Annotated in this window: 15 protein-coding genes and 1 riboswitch; of the genes, 10 read left to right on the top strand and 5 right to left on the bottom strand. The window is 44.6% G+C overall.

Going from position 1 to position 17,792, the window contains the following annotated elements; translation table 11 throughout:
- Positions 1-11: 11 nt before the first annotated feature.
- Together PUW25_RS21510 and PUW25_RS21505 are read right to left on the bottom strand one after the other, a co-directional pair.
- Positions 12-1,466: an amino acid permease gene (locus PUW25_RS21510; RefSeq protein WP_274337496.1), complete on the bottom strand. Its 1,455-nt coding sequence runs from the start codon at positions 1,464-1,466 to the stop codon at positions 12-14.
- A 162-nt stretch (positions 1,467-1,628) separates the two neighbouring features.
- Positions 1,629-1,823: riboswitch (Lysine riboswitch) on the bottom strand.
- A gap of 118 nt (positions 1,824-1,941) precedes the next feature.
- On the bottom strand, positions 1,942-3,078 hold the full coding sequence (locus PUW25_RS21505) for a virulence factor (RefSeq protein WP_274337495.1): 1,137 nt from the start codon (positions 3,076-3,078) through the stop codon (positions 1,942-1,944).
- A 333-nt stretch (positions 3,079-3,411) separates the two neighbouring features.
- Between PUW25_RS21505 and PUW25_RS21500 the strand changes: the two genes are divergently transcribed.
- Positions 3,412-5,037 carry an ABC-F family ATP-binding cassette domain-containing protein gene (locus tag PUW25_RS21500; RefSeq protein WP_274337494.1) on the top strand — a complete coding sequence of 542 codons (1,626 nt, stop codon included), beginning with the start codon at positions 3,412-3,414 and terminating at the stop codon, positions 5,035-5,037.
- Positions 5,038-5,147: 110 nt separating this feature from the next.
- Here the strand turns inward: PUW25_RS21500 and PUW25_RS21495 are convergent, their stop codons facing one another.
- Positions 5,148-5,333: a hypothetical protein gene (locus PUW25_RS21495; RefSeq protein ID WP_047913734.1), complete on the bottom strand. Its 186-nt coding sequence runs from the start codon at positions 5,331-5,333 to the stop codon at positions 5,148-5,150.
- Positions 5,334-5,890: 557 nt separating this feature from the next.
- On the opposite strand from PUW25_RS21495, the gene PUW25_RS21490 reads away from it, so the two are divergent.
- A complete protein-coding gene (locus PUW25_RS21490; protein ID WP_047913735.1) occupies positions 5,891-6,766 on the top strand; it encodes a cation diffusion facilitator family transporter in 876 nt (291 codons plus the stop codon).
- Positions 6,767-6,855: 89 nt separating this feature from the next.
- On the opposite strand, the gene PUW25_RS21485 is transcribed toward PUW25_RS21490, so the two are convergent.
- Together PUW25_RS21485 and PUW25_RS21480 are read right to left on the bottom strand one after the other, a co-directional pair.
- Entirely contained in the window at positions 6,856-7,254 is a 399-nt protein-coding gene (locus PUW25_RS21485) for a hypothetical protein (protein ID WP_274337493.1), read from the bottom strand.
- A 318-nt stretch (positions 7,255-7,572) separates the two neighbouring features.
- Entirely contained in the window at positions 7,573-7,737 is a 165-nt protein-coding gene (locus PUW25_RS21480) for a DUF1328 domain-containing protein (RefSeq protein ID WP_047913737.1), read from the bottom strand.
- Positions 7,738-7,996: 259 nt separating this feature from the next.
- Here PUW25_RS21480 and PUW25_RS21475 point away from each other — a divergent pair, with 259 nt between their 5' ends.
- The 8 genes from PUW25_RS21475 to PUW25_RS21440 all read left to right on the top strand — a co-directional run bounded on the left by PUW25_RS21475 (position 7,997) and on the right by PUW25_RS21440 (position 17,775).
- Positions 7,997-8,497, top strand: a complete 501-nt coding sequence (locus PUW25_RS21475; protein WP_047913738.1) for a DUF948 domain-containing protein — start codon at positions 7,997-7,999, stop codon at positions 8,495-8,497.
- A gap of 42 nt (positions 8,498-8,539) precedes the next feature.
- Positions 8,540-9,055 (top strand): hypothetical protein, encoded by a 516-nt coding sequence (locus tag PUW25_RS21470; protein WP_274338448.1) that lies wholly within the window; start codon positions 8,540-8,542, stop codon positions 9,053-9,055.
- 131 nt (positions 9,056-9,186) lie between these two features.
- Complete coding sequence (locus tag PUW25_RS21465) at positions 9,187-9,531, top strand: YflT domain-containing protein (RefSeq protein ID WP_047913739.1); 345 nt, start codon at positions 9,187-9,189, stop codon at positions 9,529-9,531.
- 293 nt (positions 9,532-9,824) lie between these two features.
- Positions 9,825-10,994 (top strand): PP2C family protein-serine/threonine phosphatase, encoded by a 1,170-nt coding sequence (locus tag PUW25_RS21460; protein ID WP_274337491.1) that lies wholly within the window; start codon positions 9,825-9,827, stop codon positions 10,992-10,994.
- A gap of 4 nt (positions 10,995-10,998) precedes the next feature.
- Positions 10,999-14,709: a response regulator gene (locus tag PUW25_RS21455; protein ID WP_274337490.1), complete on the top strand. Its 3,711-nt coding sequence runs from the start codon at positions 10,999-11,001 to the stop codon at positions 14,707-14,709.
- 71 nt (positions 14,710-14,780) lie between these two features.
- Positions 14,781-15,653, top strand: coding sequence for a CheR family methyltransferase (locus PUW25_RS21450; RefSeq protein WP_047913742.1), 873 nt, complete (start codon positions 14,781-14,783; stop codon positions 15,651-15,653).
- A 26-nt stretch (positions 15,654-15,679) separates the two neighbouring features.
- Entirely contained in the window at positions 15,680-17,317 is a 1,638-nt protein-coding gene (locus PUW25_RS21445) for a response regulator (RefSeq protein ID WP_274338235.1), read from the top strand.
- Between the two features lie 119 nt (positions 17,318-17,436).
- On the top strand, positions 17,437-17,775 hold the full coding sequence (locus PUW25_RS21440) for an STAS domain-containing protein (RefSeq protein ID WP_047913743.1): 339 nt from the start codon (positions 17,437-17,439) through the stop codon (positions 17,773-17,775).
- Positions 17,776-17,792: the final 17 nt, after the last annotated feature.

Below are 17,792 nucleotides of genomic sequence, written 5' to 3'. Positions count from 1 at the left end.
TCAAGAGGTAACTAGGATGGATCTGTACTAAAATCGCAATCCTTCAGCGGGATCACCTTTGTTTTATGCTTCCACTTGTACCCGAGCCAGATCGCAAGGAACAATGGAATCGTAAAGTATGTGGCCACGAAGTCGAGCCAGGTTACATCGCTAAGATCAAGGGTAAGCACCTGACCAAGAATAACGATCATACAGAGTACAAAGGCAAAGATTGGGCCAAATGGGAACCATTTTGCTCTGAAAGGCAGGTCCTTTAGATCTCTCCCTTGAGCAACATAGGCTTTTCTGAAACGGTAATGGCTGATGGAAATACCGAGCCAAGTAATAAATCCGCACATGCCAGATGCGTTAAGCAGCCAGGTATATACCACACCATCGCCAAACATGGAAGCCAGGAAGGCGAGCATGCCGATGACTGCAGTGAGCAGCAGGGAGTACACAGGAATTCCTCGTTTGTTCAGCTTTCCAAAAATACGCGGTGCTTTGCCGTCCTTCGCAAGTGCGTACAGCACACGGCTTGAAGCGAACATCCCTGAGTTACCGGCAGATAGTACAGAAGTCAGGATGACCGCGTTCATCACGGAAGCGGCGAAGGCGAATCCTGCTTTCTCAAATACGAGCGTAAACGGGCTGACGCTGATCGTTTCCAGATCCGAGTTCAGCAGGTTTGGATCGGAATAAGGGATGATGAGACCAATAACCAGAATCGTCAGGATATAGAAGATCAGAATCCGCCAGAAAATTTGCCGAATGGCCCGCGGTACGCTCTTACGCGGATTTTCACTCTCACCGGCAGCGACCCCGACAAGCTCTGTTCCCTGGAAAGAGAATCCGGCTGCCATGAATACACCGAGAAGTGCAAAGAATCCGCCGTGCAGTGGGGCATCCCCTACGGTAAAGTTCTCAAAGCCGGTCGCTTCTCCGCCCAGGATCCCGAAGATCATCATGACACCGACAATGAGGAATACGATGACAAGTACAATTTTGATAAGTGCAAACCAGTACTCGGATTCCCCATAACCTTTAACGGACAAGACATTAAGTCCGATGAGCAAGAGGAGGAATACTAAACTCCACAGTGCTGAGTTGCTGTCCGGGAACCAATATTTCAAAATAATCGTGGCTGCTGACAGTTCAGCTGCAATCGTAATCGCCCAGTTGTACCAGAAATTCCATCCGAGGGCAAACCCAAGGGACGGATCTACGAATCTTGTAGCATAAGTGCTGAATGAACCGGAGTCTGGCATGAAGGTAGCAAGCTCTCCAAGGCTGGTCATTAGGAAGTAAACCATGATGCCAACCGCAGCATAAGCGATGAGTGCACCGCCTGGGCCAGAGTTCGCAATCGCGCCGCCGCTGGCGAGGAACAATCCAGTACCGATTGAGCCGCCGAGAGCGATCATTGTCATATGTCTTGTTTTAAGCCCTTTGTTCAAGCCAGGGCCTGTCGTTTCTTGATGCTGCATTCTTTTAATACACTCCTTCTATTTGGTCTTACGTATGCATGCATCTATTCCATAAATCTCAGGGTATTATGAAATGGATTCGTATGCCGGGAAAGAATAAAAAAAGACCGCTGGTTTGTATACCCGCGGTCCCTATTTTTAACTTCCGCACCATACTTTAAACGTTAAGATAGCTCAACATAGCTTACGCTATGACAGTTCTGCTCCTTTCGGATCTAGCAGCCCCAACCTGGAGTACGTTTCATAGAGCAGTACTCAGACAGATTTCGGCGGGTACGCCTTTCAACACGGAATCCAAACGGCAGCTCTTATGCCTCTTCCGGTTTACTAATCGTAACCGCGACCTCTACCTCACCTGTGTATGATGAGGTGTATCTTATATTCAATTTGCTGTAAAACAGACTTCAGTATAAAGCAAGAGCTGCCCAGAAGGCAATGGTACAATCTTCCTTATTGTGTGAGGATTTGATGAAGATTAATCCCGCTTGCGTCCCGCCATCTGCTGCCATACCGTACCAGCTGCCTGCTCTCCGGATTCAATCCGTTCCAGTGCCATTTTTGCCTGGAGGCTGACTTCAAATTCGGGATCATCTGCTGCAACTTCAAGCACTTCTCTGGCATCCTCTGTACCTACTTCATATAAGAAACGGGCTGCACGCCAGCGAACAAGCTTGCTGGTGTCCTTGAGCGCAGCCATCATGACCGGCGTGGCTGCTGGATCCCCGATGTCGGACAATGTATCCCCCGCAGTCCGTCGTACAGCAGGTGATTTATCCTGCATTGCTTCATATAATAGCTCCTGAGCCTCCGGTGTCTTCAGATCACCCAAGTAGACAACTGCCAGGCGGCGTGTTTGCATCTTCTCATCCTTCAGGGCCGTATGAATCAGGTCTATCCGCTCTGGTGTAGGCTCCATCTGATCAAGCGCCGCATAACGAACGCGCCAGTCGTCATTTTGCAGTGCTGTCCGAATCTCCTCGTCTGTTAAATCTCTGCGCTGTTCAACAAACTCTTCTTGCTTGGTGCCGTGAGCGATGGCTTGCTTAATTACTTTTTGAAGTCGTTCCGGAGGAAAGGCTGCTTCGAGCTCCTGCTCAACCTCGCGGGCAATATCAGCCAATTCGCCGTAACGAACACCATAGTCGGTCAGCTTGCGTTCCTTGATTAGTGTCGCGGAGGCAACCTCCGTTACTGCCTTTACAAACCGGTCAGATAGAGAGATACGTTCCTCCTGTGCACCTGCTTTGACTCGGATTTGCATGGGGACTCCGCGGAAAAATTGCACGAATACCTGAGCTTCGCCGAAGTGTTCCCCGTCGGCTGCCTCACCCTCAGCCCATTGCAGCTGCGCACCTTCCTGACCCAGCTTCTCCTGAACTTCCCCAAGGATGGCAGACCAGTCTGCATTGCCTTTGCGATCCAGTGCGACGAAGCCGGCAGTATGGAACACGCTTTTGACCCCTGGAATGTGAAGCATTTGGCGGATAAAGGCAGGAGCAGAACGCTCGTTATCTAATGTATAGGTTCGGCGAATGCCTGCTTCAAGCTGTTCGTCGAGATGCAGCATCATCGTATTTGGACTCGGTGTAGGTTCAATGGATGTGATTTTCATAATATCTCGTAGACCTCCGTTCATGTTCTTTGTTTATTGTAGCCAAATATTTCATTCCTATTTTGTATGAAATTCTAAGTGTACAATAATATTGTAACGGATTAAACCGATGGGTTCATCATTTTGACGGCTCTTTCTTTGTTTATTGGGAATTTGCGCGTTATTTATGCTATAATATGTTGCCATACGGGTAGAAAAAGGCTTTCACTGCCCAGTCCGTCATAGACAGTTGTGCGAGGATTTTGTATTCAAGGCTTGGAATGAACGGATGCAAGATGCTGAAGCAGACCAATTATGAACAATTTAATTTATATATAAAGGATGGTATGTTGAATGATCAGTACAAGCGGCATAACGCTCCGCTACGGTAAACGCCCATTATTTGAAGATGTGAACATCAAGTTTACCCCAGGGAACTGCTACGGCCTTATCGGGGCTAACGGAGCAGGGAAATCAACGTTTTTGAAAATTTTGTCCGGTGAAATTGAAGCAAACCAAGGTGAAGTGCACATGACACCAGGTGAGCGGATGGCCGTTCTGAAACAGAACCATTATGAATACGATGAGTATCCGGTACTTGAGACAGTGATTATGGGCCACACTCGTTTGTATGAAATTATGAAGGAAAAAGACACCCTTTATGCCAAATCTGACTTTACCGAAGAGGATGGTCTGCGTGCAGGTGAACTCGAAGGCGAATTCGCGGAGCTGAACGGCTGGGACGCGGAACCGGATGCAGCAGCGCTTCTGATTGGTCTTGGCATTCCTCGTGACATGCACGAGCAAAAAATGGCCGAACTGAGCGGCAATGAGAAGGTACGTGTTCTCTTGGCGCAAGCTTTGTTCGGAAACCCGAACAATTTGCTGCTCGATGAGCCTACCAACTATCTGGATCTGGAATCCATCCAATGGCTGGAGAACTTCTTGATGGATTATGAAGGTACAGTTATCGTGGTATCCCATGACCGTCACTTCCTGAACAAAGTATGTACGCATATTGCAGATATTGATTTTGGCAAAATTCAGCTGTATGTAGGTAACTATGATTTCTGGTATGAATCCAGTCAGCTGGCGCTTGCCCTGCAGCGTGATGCGAATAAGAAAAAAGAAGAGAAGATGAAAGAACTTCAAGCGTTCATTCAGCGCTTCTCTGCCAATGCATCCAAGTCCAAACAGGCGACTTCCCGTAAGAAGCAGCTTGAAAAAATTCAGTTGGACGATATTCGTCCATCGAATCGGAAATATCCGTTCATCAACTTCAAGCCTGAGCGTGAAGCAGGTAAACAGCTTCTGACGATTGATCGTCTGAGCAAATCTGTTGAAGGCGAGCAAGTTCTTAACGATCTCAGTATCGTGGTGAATAAGGGCGACAAGATTGCCTTTGTTGGACCTAACGGATTGCCGAAATCAACCCTGTTTGAAGTGCTGATGGGTGAAACAGAAGCTGATTCCGGGGAATATACTTGGGGTGTTACGACCTCGCAGGCGTACTTCCCGAAAGACAACTCCAAATATTTTGAAGGTGTCGATATGAACCTGGTTGAATGGCTGCGCCAGTATTCCAAGGATCAGGAAGAAACTTTCCTGCGTGGATTCCTTGGACGTATGCTGTTCTCTGGAGAAGAAGCACTCAAGAAAGCAAGCGTGCTGTCAGGTGGAGAAAAAGTCCGCTGTATGCTTGCCAAGATGATGCTGAACGGTGCGAATGTGCTTATTCTGGATGAGCCTACGAACCACTTGGATCTCGAATCCATCACGGCACTGAACAATGGTCTGATTGATACGGATGCAACGATTCTGTTCACATCCCATGACCATCAGTTCATTCAAACCATCGCTAACCGTATTATTGAAATTACGCCAACAGGTGTGATTGATCGTCAAATGAGCTATGATGAATACCTTGAGAATGATGAAGTGAAGCAGCTGCGTGCTAAAATGTATCCAGTAGAAGCCTAACATCATAAAAAAAGTCCGTATTCCATGGATTGAATTGTTACCAATTCATCCGGAATACGGACTTTTTATGTTTTGCCGCCGGCAGTTTAGGAATTGGAGGATAACCAATATTAAGACCCGCCAGTACGACGACGCTGATTATTCGGCTTTTTGTTGTTTTGGCTGACTAATTTCTTCGTTCCATTATTTTGGAAGCCGCCGCCGCGATTCCCGTTGTTCTGCTCTTTTTTCTGGGCGAGCTTTTGCTTGACTGCATCAGCCAGACTAATTTTACGAGGCTCGTTATTTTCGCTCATGAGATACATACCTCCTCTTTCGTAATCACTACCCGGTTGAAATGTTGAGTATACATACGTAACATTTCACTACCCGGTTGAAATGTAGGGTATACATACTTAACATTTCACTACCCGGTTGAAATGTAGGGTATACATACTTAACATTTCACTACCCGGTTGAAATGTAGGGTATACATACTTAACATTTCACTACCCGGTTGAAATGTAGAGTAAACATACGTAACATTTCACTACCCGGTTGAAATGTAGAGTAAACATACTTAACATTTCAACCTAATTTTATCCGTTTTTAAATCTCCAAACAAGGGCAAGAATAGATTAGAGTATAATCTAGAATATCAACCGGTTTTTCCCCCATACAAAAAAGTTTGTTTAGACTCATAGCGATGCCGCCAAGCAACACTGTTTCATCTTGTCTACAGCAATGTGACCCGGCAACATTGTTTCTATAGACCCACACGGTACCCATTTGGTAACATGGTAAAACGATTGTTCAAGCTTGCACGTGCCTATGAAATATATTTGTGTGCTTCAAAAAAGGAGTGTCGTTTCGGTTGAATGCTTATGATGATATAAAAAAAGGGGAGCGCGGGGCATGGATCAGCATCGCTGCCTATCTCGTTCTGTCAGCCTTTAAGCTTATTTGCGGTTTTGCTTTTAATTCAAGTGCTCTAAAAGCAGACGGCTTTAATAATCTGACAGACATTGTTGCTTCGATAGCCGTCCTTATCGGGCTGAGGATTTCACGGAAGCCGCCTGATTCAGATCATGCGTACGGGCATTTCCGGGCGGAAACGGTGGCAGCACTGGTGGCTTCATTTATTATGGCGATGGTCGGGATTCAGGTGCTCATTGATGCGGGAACTTCACTTTTTGAAGGAACGAAGGAGATCCCTGATATTTGGTCAGCTCTCGTTGCAGGAGTGGCTGCCGTAGTTATGATTGGAGTATATTTGTATAATCGCAAATTAGCCCGCCAGATCAGAAGTCAGGCGTTAATGGCTGCAGCCAAAGATAATCTCTCTGATGCATTCGTCAGTGTGGGGGCTGCTATTGGTATAATTGGAGCCCAGTTCGGTTTGCCTTGGATGGATACCGTTGCTGCATTTATTGTAGGTCTTCTCATTTGTAAGACAGCCTGGGATATCTTTAGAGAATCGACGCATAGTCTAACCGACGGCTTTGATGAGGATCAGCTGCATGATTTGCGAACTACGGTCGCCAAAACGCCTGGTGTGCAGGGCATCAAGGATGTCAAAGCAAGGCTGTACGGCAGTCATGTCATGGTCGATGTCGTTGTTGAGGTGGCAAGGGATCTAAGTATTGTCGAAGGGCATCACATCAGTGATACGATTGAAGAGAACATGCGGAGACATCACAATATAATGCATGTGCATGTGCATGTGGAGCCGGAAGAAACGCGGATCTAGCTGAATAGCGACGAATAAAAAAGGTGTTCCTCTCGTGTATTATTTTACGAGCAGAACACCTTTTATCATATCATCTATATTTTACTGTGTTACATTCCTGTATTGACCCATGCAATACCTTTCCAAGTATAAATCTCTACCCAAGTTTCGCCTGTAGTATGGTTCATAACTTCGTTTCCGGTAACAGATACGAATTGAGGGCTGAGAGCACCTGTTGCTTTGCCGTTAGGAGCATCATAGAAGTAAGTGATTTTTGTAATCTCCAGTGGCTTAAGCGGGATATCGATTCCATCTCCAGGCTCTACAATCGGTTCTCCATAAACAACGTCGGACACGGATCCGTCTGTTGTGGAAGTTCCATCAACGCTTACAGAAATAGGAGTCGGGGACTCTGTTTCTGTAGTTGGGGTAACTTCCTGTGCGCTGGCTGCTGCCGCCATGGAAGCTGTTACAAAAAGTGCTGCGGTAATACTGATCATTTTTTTCATTTGGATATCCTCCTAGTGTTGTTATGTAGTTCTTACATGCTTTATCAATAACCAAGCAAATAAGGATATGAAACACAAATTATAACAATTATTTCTTTATTTATCCAAGGTACATGTGCCCGGTTTCTAAATTGATGGTTTTGGACTAATTTTCTCGGGAAAATAGCACAAAAAAAACCTTACCTGACAAAGTGTTGTAATAAGGTTGGAGCTAACCAACCATCCTACACTTCTGTCACCGTAAGGTTTTTTTATGTCGATCGTCTGATGCTATACTAGCAGCATTGTGTCATTTTACATCTTAGCTCCATGGCTGCGTTATCGCGATCGGCTTCTTCCTGTGAAGAGAGAGATAACGAACAATACCAGAAATACGAAGAACAATACTTTGGCAATGGATGCAGCTGCTTCAACAATACCGAAGAATCCGAAGATTCCGGCTACAACCGCTACAATTAGAAAAATTAGTGACCATTTCAACATGGTAATCATCCTTTCCGTTTTTGTCAGAGGTGCGTTTCGCTTAGTGCTTGTCGTCACCTCGTTCGTAGTTGTCATTAACCCCGAAGAATTAAGACGAAACAAAAAGGGGGACTAGAAGATATTGTCTCAAAATTCCCTACAAATAATACGCGGATAAATAGAATTTTACCTCTCTGCTGTTTGTTTCGACAAAGGGGAGGCAGGGTAACTATGAAATAACAAAACAACAAAACAAATTGCGAAAGCGAGGTCATCCAATATGATAGAAGTAAGTGTTCTCATTATAGCGATAGCATTTGCCGTGCTTGTCGTTTTCCTCATCAAAACATTAAAGACAGTTCAGGTCTCCCTTGATAATGTATCCAAGACGCTTCAGGAGGTTCGAGGTACAATCGACGAACTGGGATATGAAGTGAAGCAGACCGTTAGACATGCCAACGATATTACAGCTGACGTTGAGCATAAGATGAAGCAGATTGATCCCGTTGTGACATCGGTCAAAAACCTGGGAGAGATTTTAACGGAGGTTACTGCTGCTGCGAAGCAAGTATCCTCGACGCTCATGAACAAATTCCAGAAGAAAAAAGAAGGATCGGTAGATACATCAGTAAGCAGAGCAGCTGATTCCAGCTACACGAAATCATTGCCTGCGCCTGGTATGACAACACCGACTTTAGCACATCATGACAACCATTCTTCACGCAAGTGGATGAATTATGTAGATATTGCAGCAGACACATGGAGCAGATTCCGCAAATAAGAAGCCAACTAGAAACATGGAGAAGAAGAAAGGGTGAGGCTAATGTTACGTATGCTCGTATTGATGCTTGCTTTAACAGCTCCTCTTTCCGTTCAACCCGTGGCAATGCAAGAGGAGTCCGTAGCAACTGCTGCAGTACAGCCTGCAGCAGATCGGACTACCTTGAAATCAGACCAGAAGGTTACTTTTGATACAGTGAATGACATCTCTTTATATGACACAGCTGAAGATCTCGTTGATCAATACGGGCAGCCCGTAAATATTGAGCATAATCGACTGCTTGGCAGTAAGGAATATATTTACGAGGATATGCTGGTTGGTATAAATAATGGCGTTGTAAACTATGTTCAAGTAGATAACAAAGCCAGTTATTTAAAGGTGAATAATGAATATATGGAGATGACTCCAAGCAGTATCAGAGCCACTCAAGGAGAGCCTGATTTTGTAGCGCAAGATGGAGAGGTATATGTTAGAGATCATCATGCTGTGAAAGTGTATATGAATCCGGATAACGGCAAATTGCAGCATGTGGAATTTTTTGACGAATATTCATTTTGAATGAATTAATAAGGGAATCAATTTCATAAATCATTTTAGGAATTTATTCAAGTTTATTTAAATACTTGTTTCATTTCAGAGTATAAGGGTTAATGTTCAATATGTGAAAATCTCAAAGGAGCGTGGATACCATGAGTACTACCAATGCAAAGAGCTATGCTAAAGTGGTTGAGAATGGAATTCAAGCGGTTGAGGCGGTAAAAGAGCTTCGTGAAGCTGGATATACTACAGATCAAATATTCGTCTTGGCGCATGACCAAGATCGAACGGATCGTATTGCAGATAAAGCTAATGCCAAAGAGATCGGAATTAAGGAGGAAGGGATGTTTGATTCTCTAGCCAACTTGTTCCGCTCACGAGGGGACGAGCTTCGTGCGAAGATCGTAACGATGGGCTATACCGAAGCAGAAGCTGATTATTATGAGAAAGAACTGGATAAAGGAAAAGTACTCGTTATTGCTAGACGGGGTGAATGATATTTTTAAGTTTAAACATATGGAAATAATATATTTATAGAGCCAAGGAATGGGACTAAAAGTCCCATTCCTTCTGTGCGTTCAATAGAGAAATCTATGAAAAATTGGTGAAGAAGCTTTAAATGACAACCTTAGATGTGTGCGTTATTTTATAATAAAAGGGATGCAAACCAAGGGTGTAAGGCATTTGACTTTTATTGGGACTGCTCTAGGTTACAAATCAGTGTATAATCATTGTTAGTGGAATTTGCAGTACGAATAGCGCATTTGGCTTCTGACAGAAGGAGAGAGCTATGAGAATATTAATTGTTGATGATAATCCTACCAATGTCATTATTATTCGTGAAATCTTAAAGAAAGAAAATTATCGAGATATTATTACGGCAAGCTCCGCTTTTGATATGTTTGATGTGCTTGGCATTAAGCTGGGTGCAGATGTAGATGGGAATGTGAATGAGCCTGAGGCGTCTGATATAGACCTTATTCTGCTGGATATGATGATGCCGGAGATGGACGGGATTGAGGCTTGCGGTGTTGTGCAGAAGTACCCGCACCTCAATGATATTCCTATTATTATGGTCACCGCTGTAGGAGATTCCAAGAAGCTGGCAGAAGCGCTTGATGTTGGTGCAATGGACTATGTGACCAAACCTATTAATAAGGTTGAGCTGATGGCTCGTATTCGTCTCGCCCTTCGATTGAAGCAGGAGAAGGATTGGAGAAAAGAAAGAGATAAGCGCATTCAAGACGAGCTCAAACTCGCGGGTTTGGTACAAAATGCGGTGTTAAGTCCGGCTATAGAGGATGATCATTTTCATGTTCATGCCTTGTATCAGCCTTCTGCAGAACTGGCTGGGGATTTATACGCCTGGTATCCGCTTGGCAAAGGAAGATACGGTGTGATCCTGCTTGATATGATGGGGCATGGTATTTCTTCTTCTTTATTTTGCATGTTTATCGCATCGGTATTAAAGGATGCGGTTACTACCTACGTTCAGCCTGACCGGGTTGTCCAAGAGCTGAATCGTAGATTTAATCAGCTGTACCTCGAGGAACAACTGGTGCAATATTATTTTACAGCCATTTATCTTGTGGTGGACACGAATGAAAAGCGTATTGATTACGTAAATGCAGGCCATCCGCCTGCCCTGCTGTTCGAGGATGACGGAACCGTACACACACTTGATGTGGTTACACATCCGGTAGGACTATTCGAGCAAATGGATGCGAAGACAGAAACGATATATTACAAGGGTGACAGTCATATTGCGATGTTTACAGACGGGCTGCTGGAAGTATTCGAAGGTGAGACAGAGGAGCAATTCGCTTATCTAACGCAGAATTTATCTAGAAATCATACTTGGGATGAGACGGAAATGCGCCGGATCTTTCTGGATGACAGCATTCCGAAGGAACATGAAGATGATATTTGCTTAGTATGGATTACACTAAAAGGAGAATGACAGTATGAAGATACGCACTCGACTGCTTATAGGCTTCAGTGCATTAATGGCAATATTGCTTGTACTAACCATTGTCAGTTATAACACCACCAGCTCGATGCGAACGGAAATTGATGAACTGTACAATGACCGTTATATGAAGACCCGATATACTTCTGGAGTGCGTGCAGATGTAAATAATATAGCCACCCAGATTGCGACAGCCATAACGAATCCGAATACAAATTCAGCAGAAACGCTCAGTCAACGGATCGAGGATCTTAAGTCAAATGCTGCGACACAGCTTGAAGAGGTTACCGAGCGAGCGACTGAGGCTGAAGAACGCCGCTTGGTTGACCAGGTTGTCGTCAATTTAAGAGAATATACGAGCTACACGGATCGTCTTCTGGCCCTGCTGGAATCAGGCGAATATGCAGCGGCTACCAACCTTCGGACAAACACGGGAACGGCTGCCCAGCAAGGGGTATTAGATGTACTGACAGAACTCAATAATTATCAGGATCTACTAATTGATGATCAGATCCAGGAAGCGAATAACGAGATGAACCGCTCTGTCCAGTGGCTCACTGTGCTGCTGGTAACCGGATTGCTGGTCGCCTTGGGGGTTATCTTATGGGTGATTCCAAGCATAACGAAGGGTCTGAATACAGTTTCGATGATGATCCAAAGCTTCGGCAAGGGAAGATTCCGGACGATCAAACGGATTCAGGTCAAATCCAAGGACGAAATTGGACAGATTGCGCATGTGTTTAAAGACATAGCCAAAGATTTAGAAGAGAAACAGCAGATTGAACAGGATTACCTAAGAGCACAAGAGGATCAGAGCTGGTTGAATGCCAATATGGCCCGAATTACGGAGATGCTGCGGGGTATTAATTCAACTCATGAGGTAGCACAGCTGTTCATTAGTGAATTCGCACCTATTTTGACGGCCCAATATGGGGCTGTTTATCTCTATGACGAGAACAAGCATCCTGAAGAACTCAGACGCTACGGAGCGTATGCTTTTGACGACAGTAATACAGAATGCAGCCGCTCCTTTAAGATTGGGGAAGGCTTAATTGGTCAGAGCGCGCTGGATAAAAAAGTGATCGAGCTGACTGAAGCACCAGATGGGTATTTGTCCATTGGGTCGAGTCTTGGCTCTGCGAAACCGGCCCACATCCTGATCCAGCCTGTACTCTTTGAAGATGAAGTACTGGGTGTAGTCGAGATTGCATCCTTCGAATCGTTCTCGAGTCTGCAAAAGGCTTTGTTTGAGCAGCTCGTTAACAATATCGGTATCATTATTAACAATATTAATAGACGTATGCGTGTGGAAGAGCTGCTTCGTGAGTCTCAGACACTTACAGAGGAGCTTCAAGTACAATCTGAAGAGCTGCAGACTCAGCAGGAGGAACTTCGTCGTTCGAATGAGAACCTCGGTGAGCAGGCAGAGGAGCTTAAGCGCTCTGAAGAACTGCTTCAACGCCAGCAGGAAGAGCTGGAGCATTTCAACACCGAATTGCTTGCGAAGACGAGAGCTCTCGAAGAGCAGGTACAGCAGGTGGAAGAGAAGAATGAACAGATTGAAGAGACGAAGCGGCAGCTGGAGCAGCAAGCCATGCAGCTCTCAATCACTTCCAAATATAAATCCGAGTTCTTGGCGAATATGTCCCACGAGCTTCGCACTCCGCTGAACAGCTTGCTTATCTTGTCACAGCTGCTTACGGAGAATAAAGAAGGTAATCTATCGGATAAACAGAAGGAGTATGCACAAACCATCTATATGTCCGGTGCTGACCTCTTGAAAATGATCGATGAAATTCTGGACCTGTCGAAAGTCGAATCTGGAAAGATGGATATTAATCATGAAAAAGTCAGCCTGCAGGATCTGCGCAACTTCGTTCAGCAGAATTTTGCGCCGGTTGCACTTAGCAAGGATTTGAAGCTGGCATTTGAAGTCAAGGATGAGCTGCCAGAGAGCTTCATTTCGGATGGGCATCGGGTGAAGCAGGTGCTGCGGAACCTCTTATCCAATGCATTCAAATTTACTTCAGAGGGCTCAATTACGGTCAGCATGAGACAAGCGGACGATTCAGAGCTGCCTCATTATATTGATATGGATGTCCCTTTCCTGGCTATTTCAGTAAATGATACAGGCATTGGTATTGCTCCAGACAAAAAAGATCTGATCTTTGAAGCCTTCCAGCAGGTGGATGGAACGACCAGCCGCAAATACGGAGGAACCGGGCTTGGACTCTCCATCAGCCGTGAGCTGGCTCGTCTGCTTGGCGGCGAGATTATGCTGGAGTCTACGGAGGGCAAGGGCAGCACATTTACTCTGTATCTCCCTCTGCTTACAGATGCTAAGCTGGGAGAGCAGCGGGAGCTTTCGGTTGAACAGGGCGAAGCCGCAGCTGCACAAGAGTCCAGAGGCCGTTACCTGCCGCGAGGAAGATCGGTACTGAATGCGGTACAGAGTGAGGCCAAAGCGCAGATCGCATCCTCCGCGACAGTGATCAATAACATCAAGGATGATCGGGATACGATTAAAGAAGGCGATCGGGTGATGCTGATCATTGAGGATGATCCCAAATTTGCGAATATACTGATGGACATGACGCGTGCCCGCGGATTTAAAGCGTTAGTTGCTCTGCAGGGAGATGTAGGACTGGATACAGCGAAGCAATATGTCCCTGATGCGATTATTCTTGATATTCAGCTTCCGGTGATGGATGGATGGGCTGTGCTTAACGAACTCAAGGCGAACTTGTCGACTCGTCATATCCCGGTACATGTGATTTCGGTTATTGATGACATTAAGCAGGGCTTGATGATGGGGGCTATCGCTTATCTGAAGAAGCCGTCTACTCGAGAATCGCTGGATAACGCTTTTTCACATATTGAATCTTATATTGATAAATCATTGAAGCGACTTCTCATTGTAGAAGATGATGCTGTTCAGAGAAATGCCATTATAGAGCTTATAGATCATGATGATGTAGCAATTACTGCGGTGTCTACAGGCAGGGAAGCGCTGGACGAACTGAGAAATGTGAAGTATGACTGTATGGTTCTTGACTTGATGCTCACCGATATGACGGGATTTGAACTGCTTGATCAAGTAAGGGATAATGCTAGTCTGAATGATCTTCCAATTATCATATATACAGGTAAGGAGCTCGACAGTAAGGAGGAAATGGAGCTGCGCAAGTATGCGGAGTCCATCATTATCAAGGACGTCAAATCACCGGAACGTTTGCTGGATGAGACAACCTTGTTCCTGCACCGGGTAGAAGCTAATCTTCCTGAAGATAAGAGACAGATTCTGCAAAATCTGTACAACAAGGAAACTTTATTTGAAGGTAAACGAATATTGCTCGTAGATGATGATATCCGGAATGTATTTGCTCTATCTAGCGTTCTTGAAGGGTATCGTATGGAAGTCACATTTGCCGAGAATGGCAGAGAAGCAATTGAAATTCTTGAACGTGATCATGGATATGATCTGGTGTTGATGGACATGATGATGCCGGAGATGGATGGTTACGAGGCAATGAGAAGAATTAGAGAAATGCCTGAATTTGATAAGCTGCCGATTATTGCCCTTACCGCCAAAGCGATGAAGGATGATCGCAGCAAATGTATAGAAGCAGGAGCTTCTGATTATGTGAAAAAACCGATTCAAACCGATCAATTATTATCTCTAATGAGAGTTTGGCTGTATTCATAATCTGTATTCGTGGGTAAGTATGTTAGAATACACCCAATTTGATCGAATTTTAGTAAGGAAGTGGGAAGGTAATGACATCCTGGGATCAAACACACACAGAGGATTCGGCGGACGACAAGCCGATGATTAAGGAACGCGAGCAAATTGAAATTGAATTGTTAATGGAAGGAATACACCGTTTTTATGGGTATGACTTCCGTAATTATGCACTCCCTTCACTGACACGGAGAATTCTTCATCATGTGAATGCGGAGCGTTTGAAATCGATATCGGAGCTGCAGCATCAGGTACTTCATAACCGGGAAGCATTCAAACGTCTAGTGCAAAGCTTGTCTATCCCCGTAACTGAAATGTTTCGTGATCCCAGTTTGTTCAAGACGTTCCGCGAGAAAATAATTCCCGTATTAAGGACATATCCTTATATCCGGATATGGCACGCCGGCTGTTCGACGGGAGAGGAAGTCTATTCGATGGCTATTTTGCTGCATGAAGAGGGGTTATATGAGAAATCCCGTATATATGCAACAGATATGAATGAACGTTCTCTCCAGCAGGCGAAGGAAGGGGTGTACGGCATTGAGAAAATGAAGCTGTACACCAAAAATTATTTGGAGGCCGGCGGTACGGGTGTCTTTTCAGAATATTACACGGCACGCTACAACTCGGTCATGTTCCATCCTTTTCTGAGACGAAATATCATTTTTGCAGAGCATAACTTGGCTACGGATCGTTCTTTTAATGAATTCAACGTTATATTCTGTAGAAATGTCATGATCTACTTTAATGATGAGCTGCGTAATCATGTTCATGGCCTGTTTCATGAGAGCCTGAGCCACTTTGGAATTTTGGTATTAGGGGCGAAGGAATCCATTCATTTCTCAGGCTATAGTGATGATTACGAGTCGATGGACCGGGCTGAAAAAATATATCGCAAGGTGAAATAAACGCGGGGGGTTAGGTTGTTATGGTCATGGGGGCTCAAGAACCGATTCATATTCTGCTTGTAGATGACCGCCCTGAGAATTTGCTTGCGCTTGAAGCGGTGCTTGAGAGTGAGCATTATGTTCTCGTAAAGGCGACTTCGGGGGAAGAAGCATTGAGGAGTCTACTTAAGCATGAATTTGCCGTTATTGTTCTCGACGTCCAGATGCCTGGGCTTGACGGAATAGAGACCGCAAAATTGATTAAAGCCAGAGACAAAACCAAAGATATTCCAATTATTTTTATATCTGCTAACAGCAAAGAGGCAGAGCATCTATTCGCCGGATATTCAGCGGGTGCGATCGATTATATGGTCAAACCGTTCATTCCACAGATTCTAAAGTCCAAGATTGAAGGATTTGTAGAGATGTATCTGTCGAACAAGCAGCTCAAGACCCAATCCATGCTGCTGCAGCAAAAGACGATGGAGCTGGAGCGGATCAATAAGGAATTGGTTGAAGCGAAAGAGGCTGCTGAGATCGCTGCACATGCGAAGACAGAGTTTTTGGCTATCATGAGTCATGAGATTCGAACGCCGATGAATGGGGTTATCGGTATGATTGATCTCCTGATGGAGACCGATCTTGCAGAAGAACAGCAGGAGTATACCCAAATTATTAGAAGCAGTGCGGATGCCTTGGTAAGCATCATCAACGATATTTTGGACTTTACCAAAATGGAGTCTGGCAAAATGGAGCTGGAACGGCAGCCATTTGACTTGTCCAGCTGTATTCAGGAAGTATTGAACTTGTTCCAGGTTGATGCTGCTAAGAAAAATCTGGAGCTCGTTTACTTTGTCGATGAGAAGATACCTTCTGTCCTCTACGGAGATATGACCAGACTTCGCCAAGTGCTGATTAATTTGATCAGTAATGCAGTGAAGTTCACAGAACAGGGTGGAGTTTATATCATCTCTTCGCTTAAACAGGTCGAGAATGGGGTCTATACCCTGGAGTTCACGGTGAAGGACACAGGTATTGGAATTCCGGAGGAGAAGGTGCACCATTTGTTCCAGCCATTTTCTCAATTGGATTCCTCTATGACTCGAAAATACGGAGGAACCGGATTAGGTCTAGCTATATGCAAAAACCTGGTTGAGATGATGAATGGTCATATTTACATTGATACAACCGAAGAACGGGGAGCATCCTTCGTATTCACCGTGGAAATGGCTCCTTATGATCATCACGGCAAAGAGGAAGAATGTAAGGAGCTGCAAGCACGTAGTCATACAGAGAAGGAATCTTCTGCAAACGTGCTGGTCGTTGATGATCATCCGATTAATCAAAAGTTGATGGTAAGTATGCTGGGCAAGCTAGGCTTGTCCTCAGATATTGCTGAAGACGGTCAGCAGGCATTAGATATGATGCTGAAGTATAAGTATGATCTGATATTTATGGATCTGCAGATGCCTGTAATGGATGGACTGGAAAGTACTCGCCGCATTCGTAAAGAGCTAAATGGAATCCATTATCCGACGATTGTTGCCATGACGGCTAATGTGATGGATGGAGTTCAGCAACGCTGTCTGGCAGCAGGGATGGATGATTATATTAGTAAGCCTGTCAAAATGGGTAGTGTTAAACAGAAACTGGCTCAAATCCAAAGGGTCGGAAATGGAGTATAAGCTCCTTTTTACTTGAATCAAAATTTCACTTCAGAAATATTTTCCAAGTGCAGATTTGTTTCACTATATAAATAGGTGGTTAATCAATATAGAAATAATTTTTGGGAGAGAGATGTCTAATGAATACAAATAAAAATGACAAGTTTAAAGCAGAGACAGAAGTCAATAATAACACTTGTACAGTTTATTTGAGCGGAGAGCTGGACCTCTCCGTTGCTCCGGACTTTAGAAATACGATGGAGCCCCTAGTGGCAAATACGGATCAAGACCTGATTGTGAATCTGAAAGATCTGAAATACATTGATAGTACGGGGATTGGAATTTTGTTGTCTATTCTAAAAGCAAGACATGCGAAAGATGCCTCATTCATGGTGGAAGAGGTTCCTGGAAATATACAAAAGCTATTTGACATGACAGGCATCACCAAATTCTTTGTCCCTCAGGAGAATTCCCAATAGGAAAGGATCGAAGAAAG

Origin of the sequence: Paenibacillus urinalis (genome assembly GCF_028747985.1) — a bacterium.
Lineage (GTDB): Bacteria > Bacillota > Bacilli > Paenibacillales > Paenibacillaceae > Paenibacillus > Paenibacillus urinalis.
This window is presented reverse-complemented; position numbering and strand designations above follow the sequence as displayed.

What these genes read in the sequence shown, in the direction of transcription:
- PUW25_RS21450 (WP_047913742.1), top strand. Translation starts at nt 14,781, where the DNA reads ATGACATCCTGGGATCAAACACACACAGAGGATTCGGCGGACGACAAG.
- PUW25_RS21485 (WP_274337493.1), bottom strand. Translation starts at nt 7,254, where the DNA reads ATGAAAAAAATGATCAGTATTACCGCAGCACTTTTTGTAACAGCTTCC.
- PUW25_RS21505 (WP_274337495.1), bottom strand. Translation starts at nt 3,078, where the DNA reads ATGAAAATCACATCCATTGAACCTACACCGAGTCCAAATACGATGATG.
- PUW25_RS21495 (WP_047913734.1), bottom strand. Translation starts at nt 5,333, where the DNA reads ATGAGCGAAAATAACGAGCCTCGTAAAATTAGTCTGGCTGATGCAGTC.
- PUW25_RS21455 (WP_274337490.1), top strand. Translation starts at nt 10,999, where the DNA reads ATGAAGATACGCACTCGACTGCTTATAGGCTTCAGTGCATTAATGGCA.
- PUW25_RS21460 (WP_274337491.1), top strand. Translation starts at nt 9,825, where the DNA reads ATGAGAATATTAATTGTTGATGATAATCCTACCAATGTCATTATTATT.
- PUW25_RS21480 (WP_047913737.1), bottom strand. Translation starts at nt 7,737, where the DNA reads ATGTTGAAATGGTCACTAATTTTTCTAATTGTAGCGGTTGTAGCCGGA.
- PUW25_RS21440 (WP_047913743.1), top strand. Translation starts at nt 17,437, where the DNA reads ATGAATACAAATAAAAATGACAAGTTTAAAGCAGAGACAGAAGTCAAT.
- PUW25_RS21475 (WP_047913738.1), top strand. Translation starts at nt 7,997, where the DNA reads ATGATAGAAGTAAGTGTTCTCATTATAGCGATAGCATTTGCCGTGCTT.
- PUW25_RS21470 (WP_274338448.1), top strand. Translation starts at nt 8,540, where the DNA reads ATGTTACGTATGCTCGTATTGATGCTTGCTTTAACAGCTCCTCTTTCC.
- PUW25_RS21510 (WP_274337496.1), bottom strand. Translation starts at nt 1,466, where the DNA reads ATGCAGCATCAAGAAACGACAGGCCCTGGCTTGAACAAAGGGCTTAAA.
- PUW25_RS21500 (WP_274337494.1), top strand. Translation starts at nt 3,412, where the DNA reads ATGATCAGTACAAGCGGCATAACGCTCCGCTACGGTAAACGCCCATTA.
- PUW25_RS21465 (WP_047913739.1), top strand. Translation starts at nt 9,187, where the DNA reads ATGAGTACTACCAATGCAAAGAGCTATGCTAAAGTGGTTGAGAATGGA.
- PUW25_RS21445 (WP_274338235.1), top strand. Translation starts at nt 15,680, where the DNA reads ATGGGGGCTCAAGAACCGATTCATATTCTGCTTGTAGATGACCGCCCT.